Annotated in this window: 22 protein-coding genes, 1 tRNA gene and 1 pseudogene; 11 read left to right on the top strand and 13 right to left on the bottom strand. The window is 64.3% G+C overall.

The features are described from left to right. Window positions 1–13: 13 nt before the first annotated feature. The gene (locus IVA87_RS22020) at window positions 14–1,591 is read right to left on the bottom strand and encodes a sodium:proton antiporter (protein WP_247334955.1); all 1,578 of its coding nucleotides are present in this window, start codon (window positions 1,589–1,591) and stop codon (window positions 14–16) included. Window positions 1,592–1,673: 82 nt separating this feature from the next. Between IVA87_RS22020 and IVA87_RS22025 the strand changes: the two genes are divergently transcribed. The 4 genes and pseudogenes from IVA87_RS22025 to IVA87_RS22040 all read left to right on the top strand — a co-directional run bounded on the left by IVA87_RS22025 (window position 1,674) and on the right by IVA87_RS22040 (window position 5,499). Then, a complete protein-coding gene (locus IVA87_RS22025) occupies window positions 1,674–2,435 on the top strand; it encodes a tetratricopeptide repeat protein (RefSeq protein ID WP_247334956.1) in 762 nt (253 codons plus the stop codon). Between the two features lie 155 nt (window positions 2,436–2,590). Continuing rightward, window positions 2,591–2,824: pseudogene (locus tag IVA87_RS22030) on the top strand (lysozyme inhibitor LprI family protein); the annotation flags it as partial. A gap of 373 nt (window positions 2,825–3,197) precedes the next feature. Further along, window positions 3,198–5,108, top strand: a complete 1,911-nt coding sequence (locus IVA87_RS22035) for a propionyl-CoA synthetase (protein ID WP_247334958.1) — start codon at window positions 3,198–3,200, stop codon at window positions 5,106–5,108. A gap of 124 nt (window positions 5,109–5,232) precedes the next feature. Then, window positions 5,233–5,499 carry a hypothetical protein gene (locus tag IVA87_RS22040; protein ID WP_247294487.1) on the top strand — a complete coding sequence of 89 codons (267 nt, stop codon included), beginning with the start codon at window positions 5,233–5,235 and terminating at the stop codon, window positions 5,497–5,499. A 208-nt stretch (window positions 5,500–5,707) separates the two neighbouring features. Here IVA87_RS22040 and IVA87_RS22045 read toward each other — a convergent pair whose 3' ends face one another. Both IVA87_RS22045 and IVA87_RS22050 read right to left on the bottom strand, forming a co-directional pair. Continuing rightward, window positions 5,708–5,893, bottom strand: coding sequence for a hypothetical protein (locus tag IVA87_RS22045; protein ID WP_247294489.1), 186 nt, complete (start codon window positions 5,891–5,893; stop codon window positions 5,708–5,710). 141 nt (window positions 5,894–6,034) lie between these two features. Continuing rightward, a complete protein-coding gene (locus IVA87_RS22050) occupies window positions 6,035–6,730 on the bottom strand; it encodes a cell cycle transcriptional regulator TrcR (RefSeq protein WP_247294491.1) in 696 nt (231 codons plus the stop codon). Window positions 6,731–6,996: 266 nt separating this feature from the next. Here IVA87_RS22050 and ispH point away from each other — a divergent pair, with 266 nt between their 5' ends. From ispH to rnhA, 3 genes are read left to right on the top strand one after another with little or no spacing between them, the layout of a single operon-like run. Continuing rightward, window positions 6,997–7,965, top strand: coding sequence for a 4-hydroxy-3-methylbut-2-enyl diphosphate reductase (ispH, locus tag IVA87_RS22055; protein WP_247294494.1), 969 nt, complete (start codon window positions 6,997–6,999; stop codon window positions 7,963–7,965). A 6-nt stretch (window positions 7,966–7,971) separates the two neighbouring features. Further along, the gene (locus IVA87_RS22060) at window positions 7,972–8,967 is read left to right on the top strand and encodes a homoserine kinase (RefSeq protein WP_247334960.1); all 996 of its coding nucleotides are present in this window, start codon (window positions 7,972–7,974) and stop codon (window positions 8,965–8,967) included. Next, the gene (gene rnhA / locus IVA87_RS22065) at window positions 8,964–9,428 is read left to right on the top strand and encodes a ribonuclease HI (protein ID WP_247294498.1); all 465 of its coding nucleotides are present in this window, start codon (window positions 8,964–8,966) and stop codon (window positions 9,426–9,428) included. The genes IVA87_RS22060 and rnhA overlap by 4 nt, the downstream gene beginning before the upstream one ends. 62 nt (window positions 9,429–9,490) lie before the next feature. Here the strand turns inward: rnhA and mbfA are convergent, their stop codons facing one another. The 6 genes from mbfA to IVA87_RS22095 all read right to left on the bottom strand — a co-directional run bounded on the left by mbfA (window position 9,491) and on the right by IVA87_RS22095 (window position 15,364). Then, window positions 9,491–10,462: an iron exporter MbfA gene (gene mbfA / locus IVA87_RS22070; protein ID WP_247294499.1), complete on the bottom strand. Its 972-nt coding sequence runs from the start codon at window positions 10,460–10,462 to the stop codon at window positions 9,491–9,493. A gap of 63 nt (window positions 10,463–10,525) precedes the next feature. Next, window positions 10,526–11,674, bottom strand: coding sequence for an alpha/beta hydrolase (locus IVA87_RS22075; protein WP_247294500.1), 1,149 nt, complete (start codon window positions 11,672–11,674; stop codon window positions 10,526–10,528). A 116-nt stretch (window positions 11,675–11,790) separates the two neighbouring features. After that, window positions 11,791–12,660 (bottom strand): MBL fold metallo-hydrolase, encoded by an 870-nt coding sequence (locus IVA87_RS22080; protein ID WP_247294501.1) that lies wholly within the window; start codon window positions 12,658–12,660, stop codon window positions 11,791–11,793. A gap of 15 nt (window positions 12,661–12,675) precedes the next feature. Further along, the gene (locus IVA87_RS22085; protein ID WP_247294502.1) at window positions 12,676–13,287 is read right to left on the bottom strand and encodes a glutathione S-transferase family protein; all 612 of its coding nucleotides are present in this window, start codon (window positions 13,285–13,287) and stop codon (window positions 12,676–12,678) included. Window positions 13,288–13,462: 175 nt separating this feature from the next. Continuing rightward, a complete protein-coding gene (locus tag IVA87_RS22090; RefSeq protein ID WP_247294503.1) occupies window positions 13,463–14,305 on the bottom strand; it encodes a fumarylacetoacetate hydrolase family protein in 843 nt (280 codons plus the stop codon). Window positions 14,306–14,515: 210 nt separating this feature from the next. Further along, window positions 14,516–15,364 (bottom strand): MBL fold metallo-hydrolase, encoded by an 849-nt coding sequence (locus IVA87_RS22095; protein ID WP_247334961.1) that lies wholly within the window; start codon window positions 15,362–15,364, stop codon window positions 14,516–14,518. Window positions 15,365–15,476: 112 nt separating this feature from the next. Between IVA87_RS22095 and IVA87_RS22100 the strand changes: the two genes are divergently transcribed. Then, window positions 15,477–15,953, top strand: coding sequence for a DUF3775 domain-containing protein (locus IVA87_RS22100; RefSeq protein WP_247294505.1), 477 nt, complete (start codon window positions 15,477–15,479; stop codon window positions 15,951–15,953). A gap of 47 nt (window positions 15,954–16,000) precedes the next feature. On the opposite strand, the gene IVA87_RS22105 is transcribed toward IVA87_RS22100, so the two are convergent. Then, window positions 16,001–16,783: an SDR family oxidoreductase gene (locus IVA87_RS22105; RefSeq protein ID WP_247294506.1), complete on the bottom strand. Its 783-nt coding sequence runs from the start codon at window positions 16,781–16,783 to the stop codon at window positions 16,001–16,003. A 201-nt stretch (window positions 16,784–16,984) separates the two neighbouring features. Further along, window positions 16,985–17,497, bottom strand: coding sequence for a CvpA family protein (locus IVA87_RS22110; protein WP_247334962.1), 513 nt, complete (start codon window positions 17,495–17,497; stop codon window positions 16,985–16,987). A 136-nt stretch (window positions 17,498–17,633) separates the two neighbouring features. Here IVA87_RS22110 and IVA87_RS22115 point away from each other — a divergent pair, with 136 nt between their 5' ends. Together IVA87_RS22115 and IVA87_RS22120 are read left to right on the top strand one after the other, a co-directional pair. After that, window positions 17,634–18,395, top strand: a complete 762-nt coding sequence (locus IVA87_RS22115) for an SDR family oxidoreductase (protein WP_247294508.1) — start codon at window positions 17,634–17,636, stop codon at window positions 18,393–18,395. A gap of 512 nt (window positions 18,396–18,907) precedes the next feature. After that, window positions 18,908–18,984: transfer RNA gene (locus IVA87_RS22120), tRNA-Met, on the top strand. An 89-nt stretch (window positions 18,985–19,073) separates the two neighbouring features. On the opposite strand, the gene IVA87_RS22125 is transcribed toward IVA87_RS22120, so the two are convergent. Together IVA87_RS22125 and IVA87_RS22130 are read right to left on the bottom strand one after the other, a co-directional pair. Beyond that, on the bottom strand, window positions 19,074–20,111 hold the full coding sequence (locus IVA87_RS22125) for a thermonuclease family protein (RefSeq protein ID WP_247334964.1): 1,038 nt from the start codon (window positions 20,109–20,111) through the stop codon (window positions 19,074–19,076). A gap of 308 nt (window positions 20,112–20,419) precedes the next feature. Continuing rightward, entirely contained in the window at window positions 20,420–20,914 is a 495-nt protein-coding gene (locus IVA87_RS22130; RefSeq protein WP_247277917.1) for a hypothetical protein, read from the bottom strand. Window positions 20,915–21,173: 259 nt separating this feature from the next. On the opposite strand from IVA87_RS22130, the gene IVA87_RS22135 reads away from it, so the two are divergent. Next, complete coding sequence (locus tag IVA87_RS22135) at window positions 21,174–24,230, top strand: AAA family ATPase (protein WP_247334968.1); 3,057 nt, start codon at window positions 21,174–21,176, stop codon at window positions 24,228–24,230. The last annotated feature ends 12 nt before the right edge of the window (window positions 24,231–24,242 follow it).

A 24,242-nucleotide genomic window follows, 5' to 3' on the forward strand; every position in this document is an offset into this window, starting at 1 on the left:
CGGGACGATGAGACTATCCCCCCGCGCTCAATTCGGCGCGATCGAGCTCTTCCTCAAGCTTGTGGAACGCGTCGTCGCCGATCACCTCGGTCGCGCGCAGGTCGAAGATCGATTTGCGCGCGGCTTCGATGGCGCGGCGGCGCAGGGGATCGGCGGGCAGCTCGCCATTGGCGATGCCGCCGTTCGGATCGTTTTCCGCCTGCATCAGGATCGCGCGATATTCGAGCCGCAGGATTTCCGCTTCCTCCGACGGATCGCTCTCGATGGCGTCGAGCGCGGCGCGATAGGCGACCGCGCGTCCGCGCGCGACCTCGATGCCGACGGGATCGTCGTCCCTGAGGGCGAACGTCAGGATCAGCGGCCGCAGCGTCAGGCCCTGGATCACCAGCGAACCCAGCACCACCGCAAAGGCGATGAAGACGATGAAATCCCGATGTGGAAAGTGTTCCGGCAGGGCAAAAGCGGTGGCGAGCGTGACGAGGCCGCGCATGCCGCACCAGGAGATGATGAGGCCGCCCTTGGCAGAGGCGACCTGCTTCGGATCCTTCGGGCGATAGATCCGCTGCGCGATCAGCGCGCGGAGCGTCGTCCGGTAGAACGTCACCCAGAGCAGCCGGACCAGCACCACCGTGAGCAGGATCCAGGCGGCGGCGACGCAATATTCCCAGCGCACGTCGGCATCGAGCCGCGTCCAGATCGGTCGCATCTGCATGCCGATCAGCATGAAGGCGAGCACGTTGAGCACGAACACCATCGTCTCCCACACCGCATAGGAGGGCACCCGTAGCCGCGCCGGCATGCGCAGCCCCGCCCTGCGTGCCATCGTCATGGCATAGACGACGATGGTGAGAATGCCGGAAAGCCCGAGATGCTCGGCGGCGATCCAGACCAGGAAGGTGGTGGCGAACTGCAAGATGATCGCGCTCGGTGCCTCTTTCACCCGTTCGATGAACAGCGGAACAATGCGGCCCGCGAGCAGGCCGGCGATGACGCTGCCAACCAGCGCCAGCGCCATGGTCGGTGCGACCTGGCTCCACGTCAGGTGCTCGGTAGCAACCGCGCCGACCGCGATGCGATAGATCAAGAGCGCAGTCGCGTCGTTGAGCAGGCTCTCGCCCTCCAGGACCTTCACCATCCGGTGGGGCAGCTTCACTTGGCTGAGGATCGCGACCGCAGCCGCGGCGTCCGGCGGCGCCACGATGGCGCCGAGCGCGACCGCGGCAGCCCAGGGCATATCGGGCATCAGCCGGTGCGCGACATAGGCCACGGCGGCCGTGGTCAAGCCGACCGCGGCGACGACCAGGGTCGAGACCGGAACCCAATTGTTGCGCAGATCGCGCAGCGAGGTGTCGAACGCGGCATCGAGCAGGACCGGTGCGACAAAAAGCGCCAAAGCCAGGTCCGGCTCCAGCGTCCAGGACGGGCTCGACGGCACGAAAGCGATCAGCGCGCCACCAATGGCGAGGAAGGTCGGGTAGGGGACCTTGATCCGCCGCGCCAGCGCCGATAAGCCGACGGCGCCGAGCAGAAGCACGATGATCCATTCGAATGTCGACACGATGATTCCCGAAACCGATTTGAGCGGCGCCACAAGCTAGCACCAATCCGGCCGTAATGATGGATAGTGGGGCGACCGGCAAGATTGAAGGCAAGACGTTCCGATCGTGACGAACATGCGTTCCTTTCTCATTCGACTGTCAGGCGCGGGGTTGCTCTGCGCGCTCTCGGTCGCCGCGGCCCATGCCGCGACGGGCGGCGAGCCGGTCGCGGTGGCGCAGGTCGATGTCGCGCCATGCCTTGCGGCGACCGCGGCCGACGATATGGACAAGGCCCTCACGGCCTGCGCGGCAGTGATCGACGATGAGAAGACCGCGAAGGAAGACCTGATCAAGGCACTGGTCGCGCGGGGCGCGCTTTATGCGCGGCACGAGCAGATCGACCGTGCGATCGCGGACGACAGCCGGGCTCTGCAGCTCGATCCCGGTCTCGCCGACATCTTCAACGCGCGCGGTGAGCTCTGGCTGAAGAAGGGGGACAGGCCCAAGGCAGTGCAGGATTTCGGCGCGGCATTGAAGATTGATCCCAACCACGAGAAGGCCAAGGCCAATCACAAGGCAATGGCGCGCGAGCTCGAGCGGATCGGGGCGCAGATGGCGGTCGCCGGCAAGCCCAGCTTCAATTGCGCCCGTGCGCGACGCGCCGTGGAAAGGGCGATCTGCGGCAATCGCGAGCTCGCCGATCTCGACCGGGAGATCTTTGCCGCCAATGAGCGCGTGGTCCGGGAGACGCGCAATGCGGGTGAAGCCAAGACGCTCCAGCGCGCGCAGGATGAATTCGTCGCGCGTCGCAATGCCGGATTCGGCCGGCCAGGGTACGACCTGAAGAAGGCGATGCAGGAGCGCCTGCAGCGGCTGAACGGTGTGGACGGATATTGACGGGACCTCCGCCTCTCTCCGCAAGCGGGGCGAGGGAGTGCGGGCAGCTCTCCGCACGCCCGATTTGAACCCATCCTTTGCCACCAGACCGCAGATCCGGCGTCGGATCGCTCCGCGGCCCTCGTCGCGCGCGCCGAAGCGAATGTGCGCACCTCCGCGAGGTCGAGAAGGTGATCTGTGCCGATCCGCAACTCGGCGTGCTGGACCGCCAGATCGCCGAGACCTACGAGCGTGTGCTGCGGGCTGCGACAGCGCGTCTGGCGGCCGACCTGCGCAAAACCCAGCGCGATTTCCTCACGACGCGCAACGCGAGCTTCGGCCGCCCCGGCTATGATCTGAAGAAGGTCCCGAAGGACCGCCTGCAGTGGCTCAATGCGATGGCAAGCTGAGAAGCACTGAAGAACCGAAGTCGCACGGCGGGCTCGGTTAGCTCTCCCGCTTGCGGAAGAGATCGATGTCTCCCCGGCGGTGCGAAGCATCTTCCAGAGCGCGGCGGGTGAGGGCTTTATCGCCTTGCAGACTTCCTCCATAGGCCTCCCGACGCGGAGGCACCCCAGCCTCCTCGCAGGCGGAAGAGGGAGTGCCGATGCGCGCAAGCTCTACGCCTCTCCTCCAAAAGGCCCATCCTTTTCGGCTTGAACCGCGGCCCGTTCCCGGGAAAATACGCGTCAAGCAAGGCCGGCACTTGATCCTGGTCCTGGCGGGACGCTTCTCCTGCCGTCAGGTCAAGACGAGGCGACCAAAGGGAACGGGAGCGCGGGAATGAACATCCAGGGCAAGAGTCTCTATCACGAGGTCCATGCGCGCTCGCTGGCCGATCCGGAAGGATTCTGGGCCGAGGCGGCCAAGGAGATCGACTGGATCGAGCCGCCGAAAACGATCTTCGATGCGACGCAAGGAACCTACGGCCGCTGGTTCACCGGCGGCGTGGTCAACACCTGCTACAATGCGCTCGACCGCCATGTCGAACGCGGCCGCGCCGACCAGGTCGCGCTGATCCATGATTCGCCGCTGACGGCCAGCATCACCAAATTCACCTACGCCGAGCTCTTGAGCGAGGTGCAGGCACTCGCCGCAATCATGCAGGATTTTGGTGTCGCCAAGGGCGATCGCGTCATCCTCTATATGCCGATGGTGCCGGAGGCGGTCGTCGCGATGCTCGCCTGCGCGCGCATCGGCGCGGTGCATTCCGTGGTGTTCGGCGGCTTTGCTGCCAAGGAGCTCGCCACCCGCATCGACGATGCGCAGCCAAAGCTCATTCTCTCCGCGAGCTGCGGTGTCGAGCCTGGCCGTATCGTGCAGTACAAGCCGCTGCTCGACGAGGCGATCAAGCTCGCGAGCGCGAAGCCGAAGGCCTGCATCGTGCTGCAACGTCCGCAGCACACCTGCGACCTCACTCCGGGACGCGACTATGATTGGGCGAGCCTGCGGCGCAAGGCGCTGAACGACGGCAAGAAGGCGCCCTGCATGCCGGTTGCCGCGACCGATCCGCTCTACATCCTCTACACCTCGGGCACAACGGGCATTCCCAAGGGTGTGGTGCGCGACAATGGCGGCCATCTCGTCGCGGTGAAATGGTCGATGTTCAACCTCTATGGCGTCAAGCCGGGCGAGGTCTGGTGGTGCGGCTCGGACATCGGCTGGGTGGTCGGTCACAGCTACATCGTCTACGGCCCGCTGCTGCACGGCGCGACCTCGATCATGTATGAGGGCAAGCCGGTCGGCACGCCCGATGCCGGCGCGTTCTGGCGCGTCATCAGCGAGCACAAGGCGGTCGCCTTCTTCACGGCGCCGACCGCTTTCCGCGCCATCCGCAAGGAGGATCCCGAAGGCAAATTCATCCGGCAATATGATCTCTCGAAATTCCGCACGCTGTTCCTCGCCGGCGAGCGCGCCGATCCGCCGACGGTGGAATGGGCGGAGCAGCAGTTGAAGGTGCCGGTGATCGATCATTGGTGGCAGACCGAGACCGGCTGGTGCATCGCCGGCAACCCGGTCGGCCTCGGCATGCTGCCGGTGAAGCACGGCTCGCCGACGGTGCCGATGCCGGGGTATCAGGTCGAGATCGTCGACGAATCCGCAAAGCCGGTCGGCCCCAACACCATGGGCTCGATCGTCATCAAGCTGCCGATGCCGCCGGGCTGCCTGCCGACGCTGTGGAATCAGGACGCGCGCTTCAAGGAAGCGTATCTCAGCGAATTCCCCGGCTATTACAAAACCTCGGACGCCGGCTACAAGGACGAGGACGGCTATGTTTTCGTCATGGGCCGTACCGACGACATCATCAACGTCGCCGGCCATCGCCTCTCCACCGGTGGCATGGAGGAGATCCTGGCGTCGCATCCGGACGTGGCCGAATGCGCCGTGCTCGGCATCAAGGATGCGATCAAGGGCGAGGTGCCCTGCGGCTTCCTGGTGCTGAAAGCGGGCGTGACGCGTGCGCCCGCCGAGATCGAGAAGGAGATCGTCGCGCTGGTGCGCGACAAGCTCGGCCCGGTCGCCGCCTTCAAGCTTGCGATCACCGTCGGCCGCCTGCCCAAGACGCGCTCCGGAAAGATCCTGCGCGGCACCATTAAGAAGATCGCCGACGGCGAAGCCTGGACCATGCCGGCGACGATCGAGGATCCGAAGGTGCTCGACGAGATCGGCGCGGCGCTGAAGGGACGGGTGTGAATTGTGCGCTCCGGTCGTCATGCGCGGGCTTGACCCGGGCATCCATCAATGAGCAGGCAATTGCCTTGATTTCGATGGATTGCCGGGTCAAGCCCGGCAATGACGAATGAGACAGGACCGATCAATGTCAGCCAAGCTCGCGCAGTATGGCGCCATCTTCCTACTCGCCATCGCACTCTCCGCCTGCTCCGCGCGTTACCAGACGCCTATAGCGGTCGGCGGCGACGATGACGACGCGGTGTGCCAGAGCCGCGGTTATGCGCAGGGCTCGCCGGAATACGTGGCCTGCCGCAAGGATCGTGATGTCCAGCGCAATGCGGCCACCGCGCGTGCCGATCGCCGTCAGCGTGATCTCGGCGAATACATGCTGAACCATCCCGAACGGCCGTGAGTGCCGACCCGGAATTATCGTGCCGCGCCGCTTGCTCGCATTCACGTCTCCCATGATGCGCCTGCAACGCAGCAGTCGAAATCCTTGTCCGCTCTCTGTTCCGACGTTGACTCGCGCAACAACGCGCTACAAATAGCTGAAGGAGATGCTGACCTTGACGGTGCGGTTGGCGCCGTCACATCGGCGAATGTGAACACACGGGACGCGGCTAGCCGGCGTGCACCGTCCGCGGATGCCGATCATGCAGCAGCTTCGCCAGGTCGTCGCGATCGCCAGGGCGGTCTCTGACGGCAATCTCGAACAAGGCTTCCTGGATATCCCGGGGCATGTCGCCCCACGCTGCCAGGACAGCGCGTCCCAGCATCAACGCAAAATGATCTTCGTCGTCCCGCATCGCTGATCCTCCGCGCTGGAAACAATGCGAGGTCGGCCGCATCGTTCCCGGCAGAGGCGTCGCGAAAGTTCCCCTCGCAAACAAAAACGCGGCGGATCGCTCCCGCCGCGTTCGAACCGGATGCAGTGCAGGGAAGTGAGCCTACTCCTGCTCGTTCTCCTGCTTCTTGCCGCCGAGCGTCTTGAGCTTGGCGAATACCGCGTCGACATTGAGGTCGTCGCTGGATTTCTGCGCGGGCTCGTACTCGTCCTTGCGGGTGGTCTCGGAGGCCGGCAGCAGCGTGGCGCCGCCATAGGCTGCGTCGATCGGCTTTTCCTTGGCTGCGCGCTGCACCTCGAAATCGAGCTCGATCTGCGAGCACAGGCCGAGAGTGACAGGGTCGATCGGGGTCAGCGCCGACGTGTTCCAATGGGTGCGGTCGCGCACGCTCGCGATCGTGCTCTTGGTGGTGCCGACCAGACGCATGATCTGGGCGTCCTTCAGCTCAGGATGGTTGCGCAGCAGCCAGAGGATGGCGCTCGGGCGCTCGTGGCGGCGCGAGACCGGCGTGTAGCGCGGGCCCTTGCGCTTGGGCTGGGGCGGCAGCACCACCTTGCTCTCCTGGAGGCGGAGCCGGTAGTCCGGGTTCTTCTCGCCCTTCTCGATCTCCTCGCGGGTCAACTGGCCGTTGGAGAGCGGGTCCATGCCCTTGATGCCCTGGGCCGCGTCGCCGTCGGCGATCGCGCGCACCTCGAGGGGATGCATCTTGGTGAAATCGGCGACCTGGTCGAAGGTCAGCGCGGTGTTGTCGAGCAGCCAGACGGCGGTCGCCTTGGGCATCAGAGGTGCGTTGCTCATGGCAAATCTCCTTTGTGCTTCGCCCACCCCTCTGGAGGCGAAACCGGTGGTCATCAGCGATGACAGGGAATTCGCGCTATATAAGCCCGGAGGGGGTAGCCACGCAATGGTTCTGCTATAGATAGTGCCTTGACAGCGCCCGAAAGGGGGCCCAATTCCCTCTGAAGTGCCTGTAAAGTCCAGGCAGACTGTTTTAAAGCCCAATCCATCCATCGACCGCCCCCCGCCAGAAGGCGAAACGGGTGATTCGGTCCCGAGATCGCTCAATGTCAGCCAAACCAGACCTCAAGATCGTGCTTTGTTCTCCCCGCGGCTTCTGCGCCGGGGTGGTCCGGGCGATCGACACCGTGGAACGGGCGCTCGATAAATACGGTGCTCCCGTCTATGTTCGCCACGAGATTGTGCACAACAAGTACGTCGTCGATGGGTTGAAGAAGAAGGGCGCGATCTTCGTCGAGGAGCTCGCGGAAATCCCTGAGAATACCACCGCGCCAGTGGTGTTCTCGGCCCATGGCGTGCCGAAGTCGGTTCCGGCCGATGCCCAGTCCCGCAATTTGTTCTCGCTGGATGCGACATGCCCGCTGGTGACCAAGGTGCACCGCGAGGCCGCGATCCACTTCAAGCGGGGCCGCGAGATCTTCCTGATCGGCCACTCCCATCATCCTGAAGTGGTCGGCACCCTCGGCCAGCTTCCAGTCGGCGCCGTGACCCTGATCGAGACCGCCGAGGACGCCAAGACCATCACTCCAAAGGACCCCAACAACCTCGCCTTCGTGACCCAGACCACCCTGTCGATCGACGACACGGCGGAGATCGTGGCGCTGCTCAAGGAACGCTTCCCGAACATCAACGGGCCACACAAGGAAGACATCTGCTACGCCACCACCAACCGCCAGCTCGCGGTGAAGAAGGTGGCGCCGGTGGTGGACGCCCTGATCGTGGTCGGCGCGCCGAACTCGTCGAACTCGCAGCGCCTGCGCGAGGTCGCCGAGCGTGAGGGCTGCAAGACCGCGGTGCTGGCGCAGCGCGCCGCCGACATCGACTGGGGCAAGTTCGACAACATCGCCAGCCTCGGCATCACCGCGGGGGCATCCGCGCCGGAAGTGATCGTCGAGGAGATCATGGACGCGTTCGCAGAGCGCTACACGCTGCATGTGGAGACGGTCTCGGCCGCGGAAGAGAACGAGTTCTTCCCGCTGCCGCGCTCGGTGCGCCCCGAAGCCGCCGCAGAGTAAATCTGCATGGCGGTCTACACCGACGTTGCCGCCGATGAGCTTGCGGATTTCCTGAAGCAATACGATCTCGGCGAACTGCTCTCCTACAAGGGCATCGCCGAGGGCGTCGAAAACTCCAACTTCCTGCTGCACACGCGCCAGGGAAACACGCAGGCCTCGTTCATCCTCACGCTCTATGAGAAGCGCGTGGCGAAGAACGACCTGCCGTTCTTCCTCGCGCTGATGACGCATCTCGCCGAGCATGGCATCAACTGCCCGTTGCCGGTGAAGGCGAGGGACGGCGAGGCGCTGCGCGAGCTGGCGGGCCGGCCGGCCGCGATCATCACCTTTCTCGAGGGCATGTGGCCGCGCAAGCCGAATGTGGCCCATTGCGCCGGCGTCGGCGAGGCGCTGGCGAAGATGCACCTGGCTGGCGCCAACTTTGCGATCAAGCGCGCCAATGCGCTCTCGGTCGCGGGCTGGCGGCCGCTGTTCGATGCCGCCGCAAGCCGCGCCGACGAGGTGCAGCCGGGTCTGCGCGCTTTTCTCGCCGCCGAGCTCGATCATCTCTCGAGCGGGGTCTGGCCCACCAATCTACCGGAGGGCGTGATCCACGCCGACCTCTTCAACGATAACGTCTTCTTTCTCGGCGACCGGCTCTCGGGGATCATCGACTTCACCTTCGCCTGCAACGACATACTGGCCTATGACGTCGCGATCTGCCTCAACGCCTGGTGTTTCGAGCCGGATCATTCCTTCAACGTCACCAAGGCGCGCGCCTTCCTCAATGCCTATGGCCGGGTGCGAAAGCTCTCCGAAGCCGAAGAGGCGGCGCTGCCGCTGCTCGCGCGCGGCGCTGCGATCCGTTTCCTGCTGACGCGGCTGGTCGACTGGCTCAACGTGCCGCCGGGCGCGCTGGTGCGGCCAAAGGATCCGCTGGAATATGTCCGCAAGCTGCGCTTCCACCAGAGCGTGACGAGCGTGCGCGACTATGGGCTGATGCCGTCAGGACTGGTGGCGTGAGCGAGCGTCCCAACGTCACGATCTATACCGACGGCGCCTGCTCGGGAAATCCCGGTCCGGGCGGCTGGGGCGCAATCCTGAAGTTCGGCGACAAGGAGAAGGAGCTGAACGGCGGCGAGCGCCACACCACCAACAACCAGATGGAGTTGATGGCGGCGATCTCCGCGCTCGAAGCACTGAAGAGGCCGTGCACGGTCGATCTCTATACCGACAGCCAATATGTCCGTCAGGGCATCACGGGGTGGATCTTCGGCTGGAAGCGCAACGGCTGGCGCACCGCCGACAAAAAACCGGTGAAGAATGTCGAACTGTGGCAGCGTCTCGATGCCGCGCTGAAGCAGCACGAGGTCCGCTGGCATTGGGTCAAGGGCCATGCCGGGCACCCGGAGAACGAGCGTGCCGATCAGCTGGCGCGGGACGGGATCGCGATGGCGCGGTTGCAGCAGAGAGTGCAGGAGTAAGCGTCTCGGGCGTCGCCAAGCTCTCTCCAGCGTCATCGTCCGGCCAACCGAGGGTGAGGCTACTACGCCGCCCCGATCACGATCCCGACCGCCAGCACGATGGCGCCGCCGAGCACGATCTGGAACACGGCCTGGAGAAACGGCGTGTCCATGTAGCGCGAGCGGATGAAGGCGATCGCCCACAATTCGAAGAACACGACGACGCAGGCGATGGCGGTCGCGACCCAGAATGCGTTGGCCCAGCTGTCGGGCACGAGATAGGGCGCGGTGTGGCCGAGCCCGCCGAGCGTCGTCATTGCGCCGCAGGTGAGGCCGCGCAGCCAGGGCGAGCCGCGCCCCGTGAGCGAGCCGTCGTCGGAGAGCGCTTCCGCAAAGCCCATGCTGATGCCGGCGCCGATCGACGCCGCAAGGCCGACCAGAAACGTCTGCCAGTTCTGATGCGTGGCGAAGGCTGCCGCAAACAGCGGCGCGAGCGTCGAGACCGATCCGTCCATCAGGCCCGCGAGGCCCGGCTGCACATATTGCAGCACGAACATCCGCCGCCGCGTGCGGTCTTCCTCGGCGCGCACGTCGGGCTTGAGGATCTCGTCGGTGAGCGCGACGGCCCGGTTCTCGTGATGCCTCTCTTCCTCGGCGAGATCGCCGAGCAGGCGGCGCACACCGACATCCTCGGCCTGCTCGGCAGCCCGCGCGTAGAAGCGCTCGGCTTCAAGCTCCATGGTCTCGACTTCCTTCCGGATCGTGTCGAGCGGCAGGTTCTTGGTCAGCCATATCGGGCGCCGGCGCAGGAAACCCTTCACGTCCTCGCGGCGGATCGGCGGCAGATGCGTACCAAACCGCGCCTCGTAGAGCTGGAGCAGGCGATGCCGGTGGCCGCGTTCCTCCTCGGCCATCTCCTCGAAGATCTTGGCCGTGTCCGGGTAGCGCTCGCGCAAGTCCTCGGCGAAGGTCATGTAGATGCGGCTGTCCTCCTCCTCGGAGGAAATCGCGACCGCAAGCACCTCGCGCTCGGTCAGGTCGGCAAAGTTCTTCACGACGGCCCTGCCATTAGTTTAGAACTATTCTAAACTATAGGCCGCCGCGGTTCCCCGGTCAAATCAGCCGGTGCGGGCCTTGGCGAGGAAGTCCAGCAACAACCGGCTGACTTCGGCCGGCTGCTCCTGCTGCACCCAATGACCGGCGCCATCGACGAGATGGCAGCCGAGCATCTTCGTGCACGCGCGCGCCTGCATCGCCTCGAACGCGCCGGGGCGCTGATAGGTGCCCCAATCCTGCTTGCCCGAGATGAAACAGGAGGGCACGTCGATGCTGCGGCCAGAGAACAATTGCAGTTCGCGATTGAAAGCGCCCGAGGTGCCGCAGCGATACCATTGCAGCCCGCCCTGGAATCCGGTGCGGCCATATTCGGCGCTGTAGTAGGCGAGCTCGCGATCCGGCAGCCATTGATTGGCGGCGATCGCGGCCGGCGACGGCATCTGCTTGGCCACCGTCTCGGCCATCGTCTCGTTCAGGTCCATCACGTAGTAGGTCGGCAGCTTCGCCAGTTCATTCGCCGACCATGACGCCAGCGGATACGGCTTGTTGTCGGACCAGTCCGCGCTCTTGTGATGATAATAGGCGCGCAGGAAATCGTGTACGCCCTGCGGCGCGCAGTGCATGTCGGCGTTGGCTGCGCGTGTCGAATAGTACCATTGATAGTGTTTTCGCGGACGCGGCAGCGCTGCGAGCTCGCGATGAACGGCGTCTTCGGCCGCGGGCTTTGCCGGCGTGTCGACTGTGTTGAAAGGCAGCGGCGGCGGTCCGCCGAACGGCGCGCTCATCATCGTCACCGAGCGAAACACGTCGGGTCGGATCAGGGCGCACCAGGCCGCGACCGCGCTGCCGAAATCGTGGCCGACCACATCGAGCTGCCGGTAGCCGAACGCCGCCACCAGGGCGAGCGCATCACGCACCAGGTTGAAGAGCGAGAAGGGCGCGAGATCGCCGTCGTACTCGGCGCGCCATCCCATCGTGCGCCCATAGCCGCGCTGGTCCGGCGCGATCACGTGATAGCCCGCCCCAGCTAGCACCGGCATCACCTTGCGCCAGGAGAAGGCCAGCTCGGGAAAGCCGTGCAGCAGGAGCATGCAGGGCCGGCCCCCGGTCTCGAACCCGGCTTCCAGCACATGCATGCGCAAGCCGTTGATGCCATCGACATAGCGTGCGCGGATGCCCGCGGGGAGCGGGATGTCGGGGAGATCGGCCATAGGCGCTTCCTCGTCATGGCCCGGCTTGTCCCGGCCATCTACGTTCTTCGTTGCCGTTGATTGTAAGAACCTAGATGCCAGGCACAAGCCCGGGCATGTGAAGAGAGGCCGTTCCGCTAGGCCGCCGCGCAGACGAAGCCGCTGCCCTTGCGCTTGATCTTGCCCACCGACGGCGATGGGAAATGCGCCGTGCAGCACAGCGTGTCGGTGTCGCAATAGCGCTCCAGGAAGCCGCGGCGCGTTTTCGCCGCGGTCGCCTGATCGACGTCGAACTTCATCGACAGCTCGGGATAGAGCGCCTGCAACGGCGAGTGGATGAGATCGCCGGAGAACACCGCATCGTCCTTGCCGCGTCCGGCAGTGAAGGCGACATGGCCCGGCGTGTGGCCCGGCGTCGGCAGGATGCGGATGTGATCGCCGATCTGATGGTCGCTGCCGACGAGTTCGTGGCGCCCCGCCTCCACCACCGGCAGCACGCTGTCGGCAAAGGGCGGGATCTCCGCCTTCGCATTCTGCTCGGTCCAGTAGTCGAACTCACGCTTAGCGAAGACGTAGCGCGCCTTGGGGAAGGTCGGCACCCAGCGGCCGTTCTCGAGCCGGGTGTTCCAGCCGACATGATCGGCATGCAGATGCGTGCACATCACGAAGTCGATGTCGTCCACCGATACGCCGGCAGCATTGAGCCCGCGCAGATACGTGTCGTCGGTCTTCATGTGCCATTTCGGCCGCTGCGGCCGCGGCTTGTCGTTGCCGATGCAACTGTCGATCAGAATGGTGTGATGCGGCGTCTTCACCACGTAGGACTGGAAGCACAGGATCAGCGTGTCCTGCTCGTCCAGTGCCTTGGCCTGCCGCATCCATGCCCGGTTCTCGGCCAGCACCTCCGCCGTCAGCCCGGGAATGAACTCCAGCGCCGGGAAGAACGGGACTTCCTGCTCGATGACGCGATGGATGGTGAGCTCGCCGACGGAGTATTTGAGGCTCATGAGAGCTCCTGCGAATTATGCCGGAGGCGGCGCCGAGATTTTCACGGAAGCCCGCTCCAGCATTCTCTGATGGAAGGCGTCGAGCTTCGGATAGGCCTTGCGCCAGCCGCAATCGGCGAAGCGGAAGTCGGCATAGCCGAGCACGCAAACGAGGCCGATCTGCGAGATGTCAAACGGGCCGTTCAGAACCTCTGGCATATTCTCGAAGCGTGCCATGCCGGTCCAGGCCCTGTTCCAATGGTCGTCCGACCATGCCTGCCATTGCAGGCCCTGCGGCCGCACCATCTTCTCGTAGCGGCACAGCAGCATGGAATCGAGCATGCCGTTGAGCAGCGAGTGGTTGGTCTTGGTCTTCCAGCGCCGCGGCCCGTAGTCCGGGATCAGGCTGCCGCCGGCGATCTCGTTGAGATATTCGACGATGACGTAGGAGTCCAAAATCACGTCGCCGTCGTTGGTGATCAGCACCGGCAGCTTCTTCAGCGGCGTGATGCGCGAATAATCCTCGTTGGCCATGCCCGGCGCGACCGTTGCGGGCACGAGCTCGATCTTGTCGATCAGCCCGAGCTCGATCGCAGCGATGCGCACCTTGCGGGCGAAGGGCGAGGCGGGGGAGAAGGTGAGTTTCATCTGAATAACCTCTATCCAAACATACAAGCCTCATCCTGAGGAGCGCGCCTCTTCGCGCGTCTCGAAGGATGGAATGGGAGGCGTTCTCTCGTCACCCGGCCAATGCGTCGAGTGACCGTGTTATTGGCGCATCCTTGACGCGCATTGCGCGCTCCTCAGGATGAGGCGGAGACGCCTACGCCGCGATGATCTCCTGGCGCTGCTCGCCGAGACCTTCGATGCCGAGCGTGACGACGTCGCCGACATTGAGGAAGGTCGGCGGCTTCATGCCGAGGCCGACGCCGGGCGGGGTGCCCGTGGTGATGATGTCGCCGGGCAAGAGCGTCATGAACTGCGAGACGTAGGAGACGCACTTGGCCATCGAGAAGATCATCGTCTTGGTCGAGCCGGTCTGGCGGCGCTGACCGTTGACGTCGAGCCACATCGAGAGCTCCTGCACGTCCTTGATCTCGTCCTTGGTGGCGAGCCATGGGCCGAGCGGGCCGAACGTGTCGTGCGACTTGCCCTTGGTCCATTGGCCCAGGCGCTCGGTCTGGAAGTTGCGTTCGGAGACGTCGTTGCAGACGCAATAGCCGGCGACGTAGTTCAGCGCGTCGGCTTCCGAGACATATTTGGCGCGGGTGCCGATGATCGCGGCGATCTCGACTTCCCAGTCGAGCTTGGTCGAGCCGCGCGGCTTCTCGACCGGATCGTTCGGGCCGGAGAGCGAGGTGTTGGCCTTCATGAAGATGATCGGCTCGGTCGGGATTGCAGCGCCCGTCTCCTTGGCGTGGTCGCTGTAATTGAGGCCGATGGCGACGAATTTCGAGATGCCGGTGACGGGTGCGCCGAAGCGGGGCTTGCCGGACACCGCGGGCAGCGAGGCGGGGTCGAGGCCCGCCAGCTTTTTCAGAGATTCCGGCGCATAGGCCTCACCGGTCAGGTCCTTCACATGCGCCGACAGGTCGCGCAACTGGCCGGATTTGTCGATCAGGCCGGGCTTTTCCGCACCCTTCTCGCCATAACGAACAAGCTTCATTCTCGTTTCTCCCTGGGAATGGACCGATCGGTTGAACAGCTTCATGGAACAGGGCGGCGGGAAATTCAACCGCTCACTGCCGGGCGTTTCCGCATTACACCCCCTCATCCTGAGGGCCCGTCGAAGGCGGGCATCTCGAAGGATGGCCGCGGGCGGGGCCTTCATGGTTCGAGACGCGCGAAGACGCGCTCCTCACCATGAGGAGTACCGTCACCCCAGCGCCACAAACCTGAACGCATCTCCATCCCGCTTGATATGCCCGGCCGAGAAATGCCCGCCGATCACCAGCGTCGGCGTGTCGGCAAAGCGGCCGAACAAGTCGCGCCGCGTTTCGGCCGATTGCGCCTGGTTGGAATCCGCGGTCGAGGACCAGTCGAGATGCGCCATCTGGCAAGGATGATGAGCGACGTCGCCGGTGAGCAGAGCCTGCTCGCCGTCGGACTGGATCAGGATGCTCATATGGCCGGGGCTGTGGCCTGGCGTCGGGATGATGCTGATCTCGTCGCAGAGCCGGTGGTCGCTCGCGATAAGATCGGCTCTGTCGGCATCGATGATCGGCTGCACGGAATCATTGAACACCGCTGCCTTGTCCGGTTCAGCGGAGTGGTCGCGCCAGTGCTCGTATTCGGTCTTGCCGAAGACGTACCGCGCCTTCGGGAATGTAGGCACCCATCGGCCGTCGACCAGCGTCGTATTCCAGCCGACATGATCGACGTGAAGATGCGTGCACAGCACCGTGTCGATGCTGTCAGGCGCAAAGCCTGCCGCTGTCATCGTCTCCAGAAATGGTGTGCTGCGATGATTCCAGGTTGGGACGTTGCGGCCCTGCTTGTCGTTGCCGAGCCCGGTGTCGACCACGATCCGGCGCGTCGGCGTCTCCACCACCAGCGAATGGATCGACATCTTCAGCCGGCCTTCTTCGGTGGCGAAATGCGGGATCAGCCACGGCAACTTCTGGATCTCTGCGTTCCCTGCGAGCGGCAGGATGAAGCGGGTCGAGCCGACCGTCTCCAATTCCACCACCTTCGTGATTTTGACCCTGCCCACCTTCCACCGCATCGGCGCCTTCCCATGTTCTTGTTTTGGTGCCGAAACATGCGGCCTTCCGCCATGGAGCGCAATGGATCATCTGACGCGATGCGGCGTTATCGCGGGAACCGGAGGAGGAGCCATGCCAGAGCTTGCAATATCCGCTGAAAAAGTCGCTTTCATCATTGAGAAGGCGCGCGAATTGGACGTCAAGGAGGGCGATTCCGATCCGGATTCCGGCTCGAACCCGAGCGATGACGATGCGCTCGACGTTCTCGAGGACGACGGCTCCGATCCCGTCGTCCAAGAGCTCGGGAGCTTCATGATTGCCCTGAACGAGGACGAGCAGCTCGATCTCGTCGCGCTGACCTGGCTCGGCCGCGGCGACGGCACGATCGATGATTGGGACGATTTGCGCACCCGCGCAGTGGAGGCGCGGAGTGAATATCGCAGTCCGCGCCGCGAAACGGTGCGCTATCTGCTCGGCGAGCCCATGCTGGGCGATCTGCTCGCCGACGGTCTCGACGCATTCGGCATCGACTGGACCGACGAGCGCACCACCGCTGATTCCTCGGCTCCAAGTCAGCAGGACGAAGACGAGCCGACCAAGCAGCGGTGAGACGGAGAGTGCTCTCCCCGTAAGAACGGGGAGAGCGAGATGCGCGACTACAGCGTCCCCGGGAACGCGCCGCCATCCAGCAAAATGTTCTGCCCGGTGATGAAGCCGGCCTTGGCGCCGCACAGGAAGGCGCAGGCATAGCCGAACTCGTCGGGCTGGCCGAATCGGCCGGCGGGGTTCTGCTTGGCGCGCTCGGCCAGGATCTGCTCCGGCGTGACGCCGCGCTTGTCGGCCTCGGCCTTGGCGGTGCCCGTCAGGCGGTCAGTCTCGAACGGGCCAGGCAACAGGCCATTGATGGTGACGTTGTTGATCACGGTCTTGCGCGACAGGCCGGCGATGAAGCCGGTGAGGCCGGCGCGCGCGCCGTTGGAAAGGCCGAGGATGTCGATCGGCGCCTTCACGGCGGCCGAGGTGATGTTGACGATGCGGCCGAACTTGCGCGCCATCATGCCGTCCACCGTCGCCTTGATCAGCTCGATCGGGGTGAGCATGTTGGCGTCGATTGCCTTGATCCAATCGTCGCGAGTCCAGTTGCGGAAATCGCCGGGCGGCGGGCCGCCGGCATTGTTGATCAGGATATCAGGCTCGGGGCAGGCCTTCAGCACGGCCTCGCGGCCTGCCGGCGTCGTGATGTCGCCGACGATCTCGGTGACGGTCACGTCGGGATAGGCTTTGCGGATGTCGTCGGCCGTCTTCTTCAAGGCCTCGGCACCGCGCGCGGTTAGGGTGACATGAACCCCGGCCTCGGCCAGCGAGATGGCGCAGGCGCGCCCGAGGCCCTTGCTGGATGCGCAGACGATGGCGCGGCGACCTTTGATCCCAAGATCCACTGTTTCACTCCCGTAATGTCAGATTGGTTTTGGACAGCGGCTACTCTATCCAACCTCGACGCTGCTGATAAGGGACGGGCCCGCTTCAAAATGCATGGCGCGCGTTGCGGCGATGCAAATGCGCAGGCATGGTCCGGAAGAATTTATCGCGGTTTTCCGAAGAGATCATGCCCAAACAACAAAGCGCGATCTTATCGCGCTTCAGATGCGCCGCTCCTGCTTGAGGCGGTCGATCGCGGCAGCCGCCTCCGGCGGCAGCGACTTGAATCCCATCTGTCCTACCGTCGAGAACAGCGGGCGCAGATGCGAGCCGGCGAGAAAAGGCGGCTGGCGGTTGGCCGGCACGATCTGGTCGAACACCGCTACCAGCGTGGTGGCGACGAGGCCGACCCTGATGGTGCCGAGCGCGGCGCCGCCGAGCCGGTCGCCGATGCCGGCCTCGCCGATAGTGTCGTTCAGCGCGGTGCGGCCGATATGCCCGAGCAGCATGCCGATCACCACGAAGATGGCGAAGAACCAGATCCAGTTCTGGAGCAGCGGTGAATTCGCGTTGGCTGCGATCTGCGGCGCGATCAGCGGCATCAGCGCCACCGCCATCGGCGCGGCGAGCAGATAGGCGAGGATGGTCATGGCGCTGCGCAGCAGCCCGGTCCTGAAACCGAGGCCGACCGCGATGGCGGGTGCCGAATAGACCGCGAGATCGAAACTGTTCATGCCTGCGAGCCCACCTCGGCGAACGCTGCTGCGCTGGAACGAATGAACGCCAAGCCGATCATTCCGGTTTCAGATCGCTAAAATCGTCTGTATTGATGGCTTCAAAAGCTCAGGGATTACGCCCAAGGAAATCGTCATGGCAGACCTATTCGACGTCAGTAAAGAAACCATCCTCGTGACCGGCGCGAGCCAGGGGCTGGGGCGGCAATTTGCCCGGGTGCTGGCGGCGCATGGTGCATCCGTCGCGCTTGCGGCGCGGCAGACCGACAAGCTGAAGAGCCTGGAAGAAGAGATCCGCGGCACGGGTGGTCGCGCCGCGGCTGTCGCGCTCGACGTCACCGATACCGCGTCGATCGCCAGGGCGGTCGATGCGGCGGAAGCCGCGCTCGGGCCTGTCACCGTGCTGATTAACAATGCCGGCATCGCCATCGAGAAGCTCGCGACCGAGCAGACCGAGGCTGATTGGGATGCCGTGATCGGCGCCAACCTGAAGGGCGCCTACTTTCTCGCGACGGAAGTGGTGCGGCGCATGATTGCGCGCAAGCAGCCGGGCAACATCGTCAACATCGCCTCCGTGCTCGGCACCGGCGTGCTGAAGGCGGTCTCTCCTTACGCGATCTCCAAAGCCGGCATCCTCCAAGCGACCAAGGCGATGGCGCTGGAGCTTGCGGGCCAGAACATCCGCATCAACGCGCTCGCGCCCGGCTATATCGATACCGAGATGAACCACGCCTTCTGGTCGACGCCCGCAGGCGAGCGCCTGACCAAGCGCATCCCCCAGCGCCGCGTCGGCGCCGAGTCCGATCTCGACGGCGCGATCCTGCTGCTGGCGTCGAACGCCTCGCGCTACATGACGGGCAGTGTGGTGACGGTGGACGGCGGGTTCTTGTTGAATTGAGTTACGCTGCGCTATTGGCGCGCGAGAGCTTTACTCCGATCTCGTCCCGGACAAAGCAACAGGCATCAGATTGCGTCCCGCGGCCGCCGCGACCCGGCTCGGCCGCGCCCGCGCGACCATGGCACGAAAGGCATCCTCCAGTGCCTGCACAGCGGGGTGTTTGTCAGGGACTGTCCAAGGGGTGGTCCAGGCACGGTCCTGGCAGCATTCCCCAAAAATGACGATGCACCCTGATTTTGCTGCGGCCAAGCTGGCTCTATGCGGAACTCCTGGCAAGTGCATGCCAAGCGGCCCCAAAACCGGTCCATCCGCATGTCACAAAGTCGAAAAAAAACGTTCCCGCAGCCCTTTCCAAAGGCGGCCCGCCTTGTTACATACGCCCCGCACCCGACGGGCTTTGCCCCGGGTCGCCTTCCAAGGAAGCCTTTGGGACGGACGAAGCAAGCCACGCGAACAGCGCCGGCCTCAACCGATCGTCCCCGGCCTTTGGCGAAGGCAAAGCAAGTGTTTAACGCGGGGTGGAGCAGCCCGGTAGCTCGTCAGGCTCATAACCTGAAGGTCATAGGTTCAAATCCTATCCCCGCAACCAAATTCGGATTGACCAGATCTGATACGAAATGGCCCGCATGAAGCGGGCCATTTTTGTTCAGTAAATGTTTGTTTGCTAAAGCCCGCCCCTCAAAATTCCCTAACCACCTTCCCGTCCGCGCCCACCAGCGTCGACGGCGCCTCCCCAAACACCAGCCCCTCCGGCTGAAACTTGATGGTCTTCCCGCCCTCGACGAACTCCGCAAAATTGCGCGGCGTCGCCGAGTGCACGCCGTTCGCCAGGAAGTCATCGATCTCGTAACAGGTGTCGGGCTTGCCACCGGAGCCTTCGCCCAAAAACTTCTGGAAGGTCTGGCTCGCGATCTTGGCCTTCTTGCGTGCCGACCAGTTGGTGTAGCGGCGGTAGAGCTTTGGCAGGATCACCGGGCCCTTGTCGGTCGCGAGCACAGCGGTCTCGCCGGCCCTGGGCTCGCGCAGGCCGAAGTCGAAGGCGCCAATCGTCTTGGCGAGATGTTTCCAGACCGGCAGCTTCTTCGCGCGCGCCGTCTTGGCGAGCGCGAGGAAGGCCCTGATCTCGTCCTCATTCATCGAGGAGTAGAACGTCGGATAGGCAAAGCCCTGCTCGACCAGCCAGTGATTGATGTCGATGGTCTCGCCACCAATCGTCACCTCGATGTCGCCGACCAGCCGCGCATAAGTGTCGAACACCTCGTTCGGCGCATCGACATGGGTGAACACGCGGCAGGGAAGGGTGACTTCGCCGGGACGGCTGAGGAAATCGTGCAGCACCTTGCTGGCGGTGGCGCCGAGGAATTGCCGGTAGGAATGCGTGACCTCGTGATAGGCCTGCCGCTTGGCCTCCGTCAGCCCCTTCTTCTCGGCCGTCGAGAGAGGCGAGGGCTGGTAGTGCAGCTCCGGTGCGTCGATGCCCTGGAGGCGGACGGTGAGCTTGCCGTTCTTGATCGGTGCCGTTGTGGTCCGGCCCTTGACCTTGGCGCCCCCGAAGGCGTGGGTCGGCTGGAATGGCGAAGAGTCGTTCTTGCGGAAGCGGGTCGCGTCCGGCGCGATGGCCACCACGACCTTGGTGGTGTCGGCGTCCGACCGCCCCTCCGGCCAGAACTGGCCGACATCAATCGTACCTTCAACCTCCAACAGTCCAACGGGCATTGGCCGCTCCTGTCACGGCGCACGACGACTTCTGAGGAAGCGATTCGCGCGAACAGTGAGGCGTAACCGAGCATCTTCGTGCGACAGGCCCATGACGGCGGCCAGGACAGGCGCGACGCGTTGCCGCCGTGGCGCCAGCTCTCGGCTACGCCATGCTGGCAACGACGTTGTCACGGGGGCATGCGCTCGAAGGGGTAGAGCGCCGGACGGCAGGCCTTGGGCGAGTGGCGTCAGTCGCAATAAGGCGCCCGCGCGCCTGTCGCGCGGGCGGCAATGGGTTCTTGAACCAAGAAGAATGCTTCTGAAGATCACGATCGGTGCGGACAGACCATCGTCAGATAGAGCAGCGTCGGCGCCTTGTCCTCGCCATTCCTGTACTCCCACTCCAGCCGGATCTCGTGGCGGTGCGCATAGGCATCGCTCGCCTTGTGCGTGATGATGTTCGTCTTCATCGGGATCGGCGGTTCGGAATTGAAACATTTCCGGACGCACGCATCGAGCAGATCGCATCGCGTCAGAGGGATGACACCGGGCTCGTCCTTGGACAGCGGGGCCGTGTTCGGCTGGGTGCTGAGGTCGACGCGGGCCCGGCCCTTCTCCTTGTGCCAGTACTTGGCGCTTCCCTGCGGCCACTTGGATGGCGGGTTCAGGATCAGGTGGTACTGGCCATATTCCAGCGTCGGCAGATCGATGTCGTCCGATTCCTTGAGCTTGGCGACGCTCTTTTTCATGTTCGCCAGGGGATAGTAATTTCTGTTCATCAAGTCTCGAAATGCCTTGCCGCTATATACCAGTCCGGCCATCGCCTCTTTCCCCGATATGCCTGTTGTCAAAACTTGGTGCTGGCGGCCGAAATACGCGTCACGCTGCCGCCGATCACACATTCGTTGTGTGCAGGCACGCTACCACCCACGACTGCACTTCGTCCAGAGAGCCACGATCCGGTAACATCGCGTATCGCGCAAGCCCGATTGCCATGCATTCCTCTATGGGTAATGTACGCCAAACGCCTCGCAGGCGTTGGAAGCGGGACTGCCGAGGCAGTTCGTTGAAGGGGCTGAAATGCATTGCTTCGCGTGTCAGTCGACGATTGATCCCGGCGATAGCTGGTGCTCCAAATGCGGAGCGGCGGTGCGCGAGCGTGTTGATCCCGACAGCGAGCGACGCTTTGTGACCATTCTGCGCGCTGACGTCGTCGATTCCACGGGACTTGTTGCCGAGCTGGAGCCCGAGGCGGCGGTGTCGCGTCTCGAACCGGCTCTTGCGGCGATGAGAGGCGCGGTGCGCCAGTTTGGCGGCATCGTCAGTAAAGAGTTGGGCGACGGGTTGGCCGCGGTATTCGGCGCTCCGATCGCCGACGACAACCATGCCCCGCTAGCGTGCCACGCAGCCATCGAACTTGTCCGGCGTGTCGGCAGCCTGGGGGACCCGGGGCTTCAGGTCCGGGTTGGCCTCCACTCAGGCCATGTAGTGGCCTACATGGTCGCCAGCGAATTTTCCAAAGTCTATGAGATCGGCGGAGCCGCCCAGCATCTGGCAGCCCGGCTGGAAGCCGCGGCCGAGGCGAACCAGATCTATGTTTCGCAAGCCTGCCAGGAGCTCGCGGACGGACATGTGCGCTTTGAATTCCTGGGCCGAAAAGCGCTCCGTGGTTTTGGCGAGCCCATGCCCGTGTACCGGATCATGGGCGCGAGCGATCTGTCGAGCTGGCGGGTCCGACGTGCGCGCAGCGTTTCCCGTTTCGTCGACCGCACGACGGAGCGGGCATTGCTATGGCGCGCGACGGAAAGGGTCGCCGCCGGCCGGCAAACGGTTCTGCTGATGGGGGATGCCGGCATTGGTAAGTCGCGGCTCGCACATGAGTTCGCCCAGGACCTTCGAGCCAGCGGCTGGCGGCTGATCGATGCCGAGTGCAGCCCGAATCTCCAGGGCGCTCCGTACAGCGCCCTCAAGCGCTTGTTGCTGTCGGTATTTGATGCAGCTGGGAGGGATCAGACCAGGACGGATAATCCCAGAGGCGCGTTGCCGGTGGTGCAGCAGCGCGCCATCGATGCGGTCCTGGACTTACCGATTTCCGATCCGCAATGGGACGAATTGGAGCCTCACGCCCGCGGCCGCGCGATTTCAGACGCGAGCTGCGCGATCGTCGCGAGCGTCGCCCGTCGCCAACGCACCGTCCTTCTGATCGAAGACCTGCATTGGATCGATCGGGCCAGCGACACGATTGTGGCCACCCTCTCCGGGCTGCAAAGCCCCGATTTGCTTGTGCTGCTGACGACGCGGCCCAACGGAATGCCGGTGTGGATCGCAAATTGTCAGGCGGAGATCGTGGCGATGCGGCCTCTCGACGACGATTCGGGTCTGGCCATGCTCGCGGAGATGCTTGGCCCCGCTACCTCGAATACGGACCTGAAGAATCGGATCATCTCTCACACGGCCAACGTTCCGCTGTTCATCGAGGAGGTCTGCCGCAGTCTGAAGGACAGCGGCCTGCTTCTTGGCCAGTGGGGTGATCTTTCCGTTGTGCGTCCTGTGGACGAGCTCGGCATTCCCAGCAGCATTCAAGGTGTGATCGCGGCACGGCTCGATCGCGTGTCTCGGCAGGAAAGGTCACTTCTTCAGATCGCCGCGGCGCTCGGACGCCGGGCCAACCAAGCCATGTTGCGGAAAGTAGCGGCCCTGCCGGAAAAAGTCCTGCAGGATTGCCTCGCCGCACTCGACCGGGCCGAATTGCTGGTCAAGATCGACAGTGAGTTGGAGGACTCGCTCGAATTTCGGCACGAGATGGTCAGGCAGGTGACCTACGATTCGATGGTCGAGAAGGTGCGCGAAAGCATCCATGCCAGCATACTTGCCGCCCTCGAAGGCGACGAGGCATGGGCCGACGATCCGGATACGCTCTGCTATCACGCGACGCGAGCAAAGGACTGGCAGAAGGCGTTCGAGCATGGCAGGAGCGCTGCTCGAAAATGCCTGGTTCGCTCGGCCTATGCCGGCGCGGTCGACTATTTCGAGATTGCGATGGGATCTCTCGACAAGACCCCAATGACGCACGCGCGAGAGGTGGACGCCATTGACATCCGAATGGAAGCACGTCTGGCCTTTGCCGGATCTGGGCGCGTCGCGGAAGCCCTGGATCTGGGAAGGGAGGCCGAACGGCGAGCCGATGCGATCAACGACATTGAGCGCAAGGTCGCGGCCATGACCATGAGGGCGGGCGCACAGAACTTCTATGGAGCGCCGGTCGAAGCTGTCGCGATCGGGGAAGACGTGGTGGATCTGGCCGAAAGCTCGGGCAATCCCGGCTGGCGCAACCTCGCCCAATATGGTCTTGGGCAGGCCTATTTTCTTTCCGGCCGCTACCATCACGCCGAGAAGATGCTGGCCACGGCCCGCGCCCATCTCGCGAGTCCAACAGCGAGTGCTCCGATCGGCACGACCCCACGATCTTTGCTCCTCCTTTGCTGCATGATGAACAGCATCACCCGCACCGTGATGGGCGAGCTCGATGTCGCCGAGCAGCTCCAGCGTGAGGCCGCTGCGATAGCGGGGGAGACGGGTCGTCCCTACGACCGCGTCGCAGCCGCCTATAGCGGCGGCTGGCTGAAGCTGGGGCAGAATGATCCGGCAGCCGCCGCTTCCATCCTTGAGGACGGGTTTGTCCTCGCGCAGAAGCACGGCATCCGGCTGTTCGTGCCGGTGCTCGCCTGCCATCTCGGCATGGCCTATCTGGACCAGGGCCTGTTCGACCGGGCGCGGGGCATGTTGACCGAGGCGCGCGAGGAGGCGAAGGCGGTCGGCTATACCTCGGCGGTGCTGCGCAGCTCGATCTACCTGGCGCTGGCGACCTGGCGCCTCGGCGATGCCGGGACTGCGCAGAACATGCTGCGCGAGGCGCGCAACACGGCGCGCCAGCAGGGGTTTTCGGGCCTCGAGGCCGAGGCCCTGCTTGGCGAAGCCGTGGTGACGCCGGCGTCCAGCGCCGAAGGCAAGGCCGCCGTCCTCGCCGCGCTGCGCGCCAGCATCGCGATCGCCTCCGAGAGCGGCGCGCGGCCGCTCCAGCACAAGGCCGAGGCGATGCTGAACGATATGCTGGCGCGGGGCGACGAGCTGACCTGACCCCGACAGGGT

The sequence above is a fragment of the Bradyrhizobium sp. 147 genome (assembly GCF_023073935.1).
Taxonomy (GTDB): domain Bacteria; phylum Pseudomonadota; class Alphaproteobacteria; order Rhizobiales; family Xanthobacteraceae; genus Bradyrhizobium.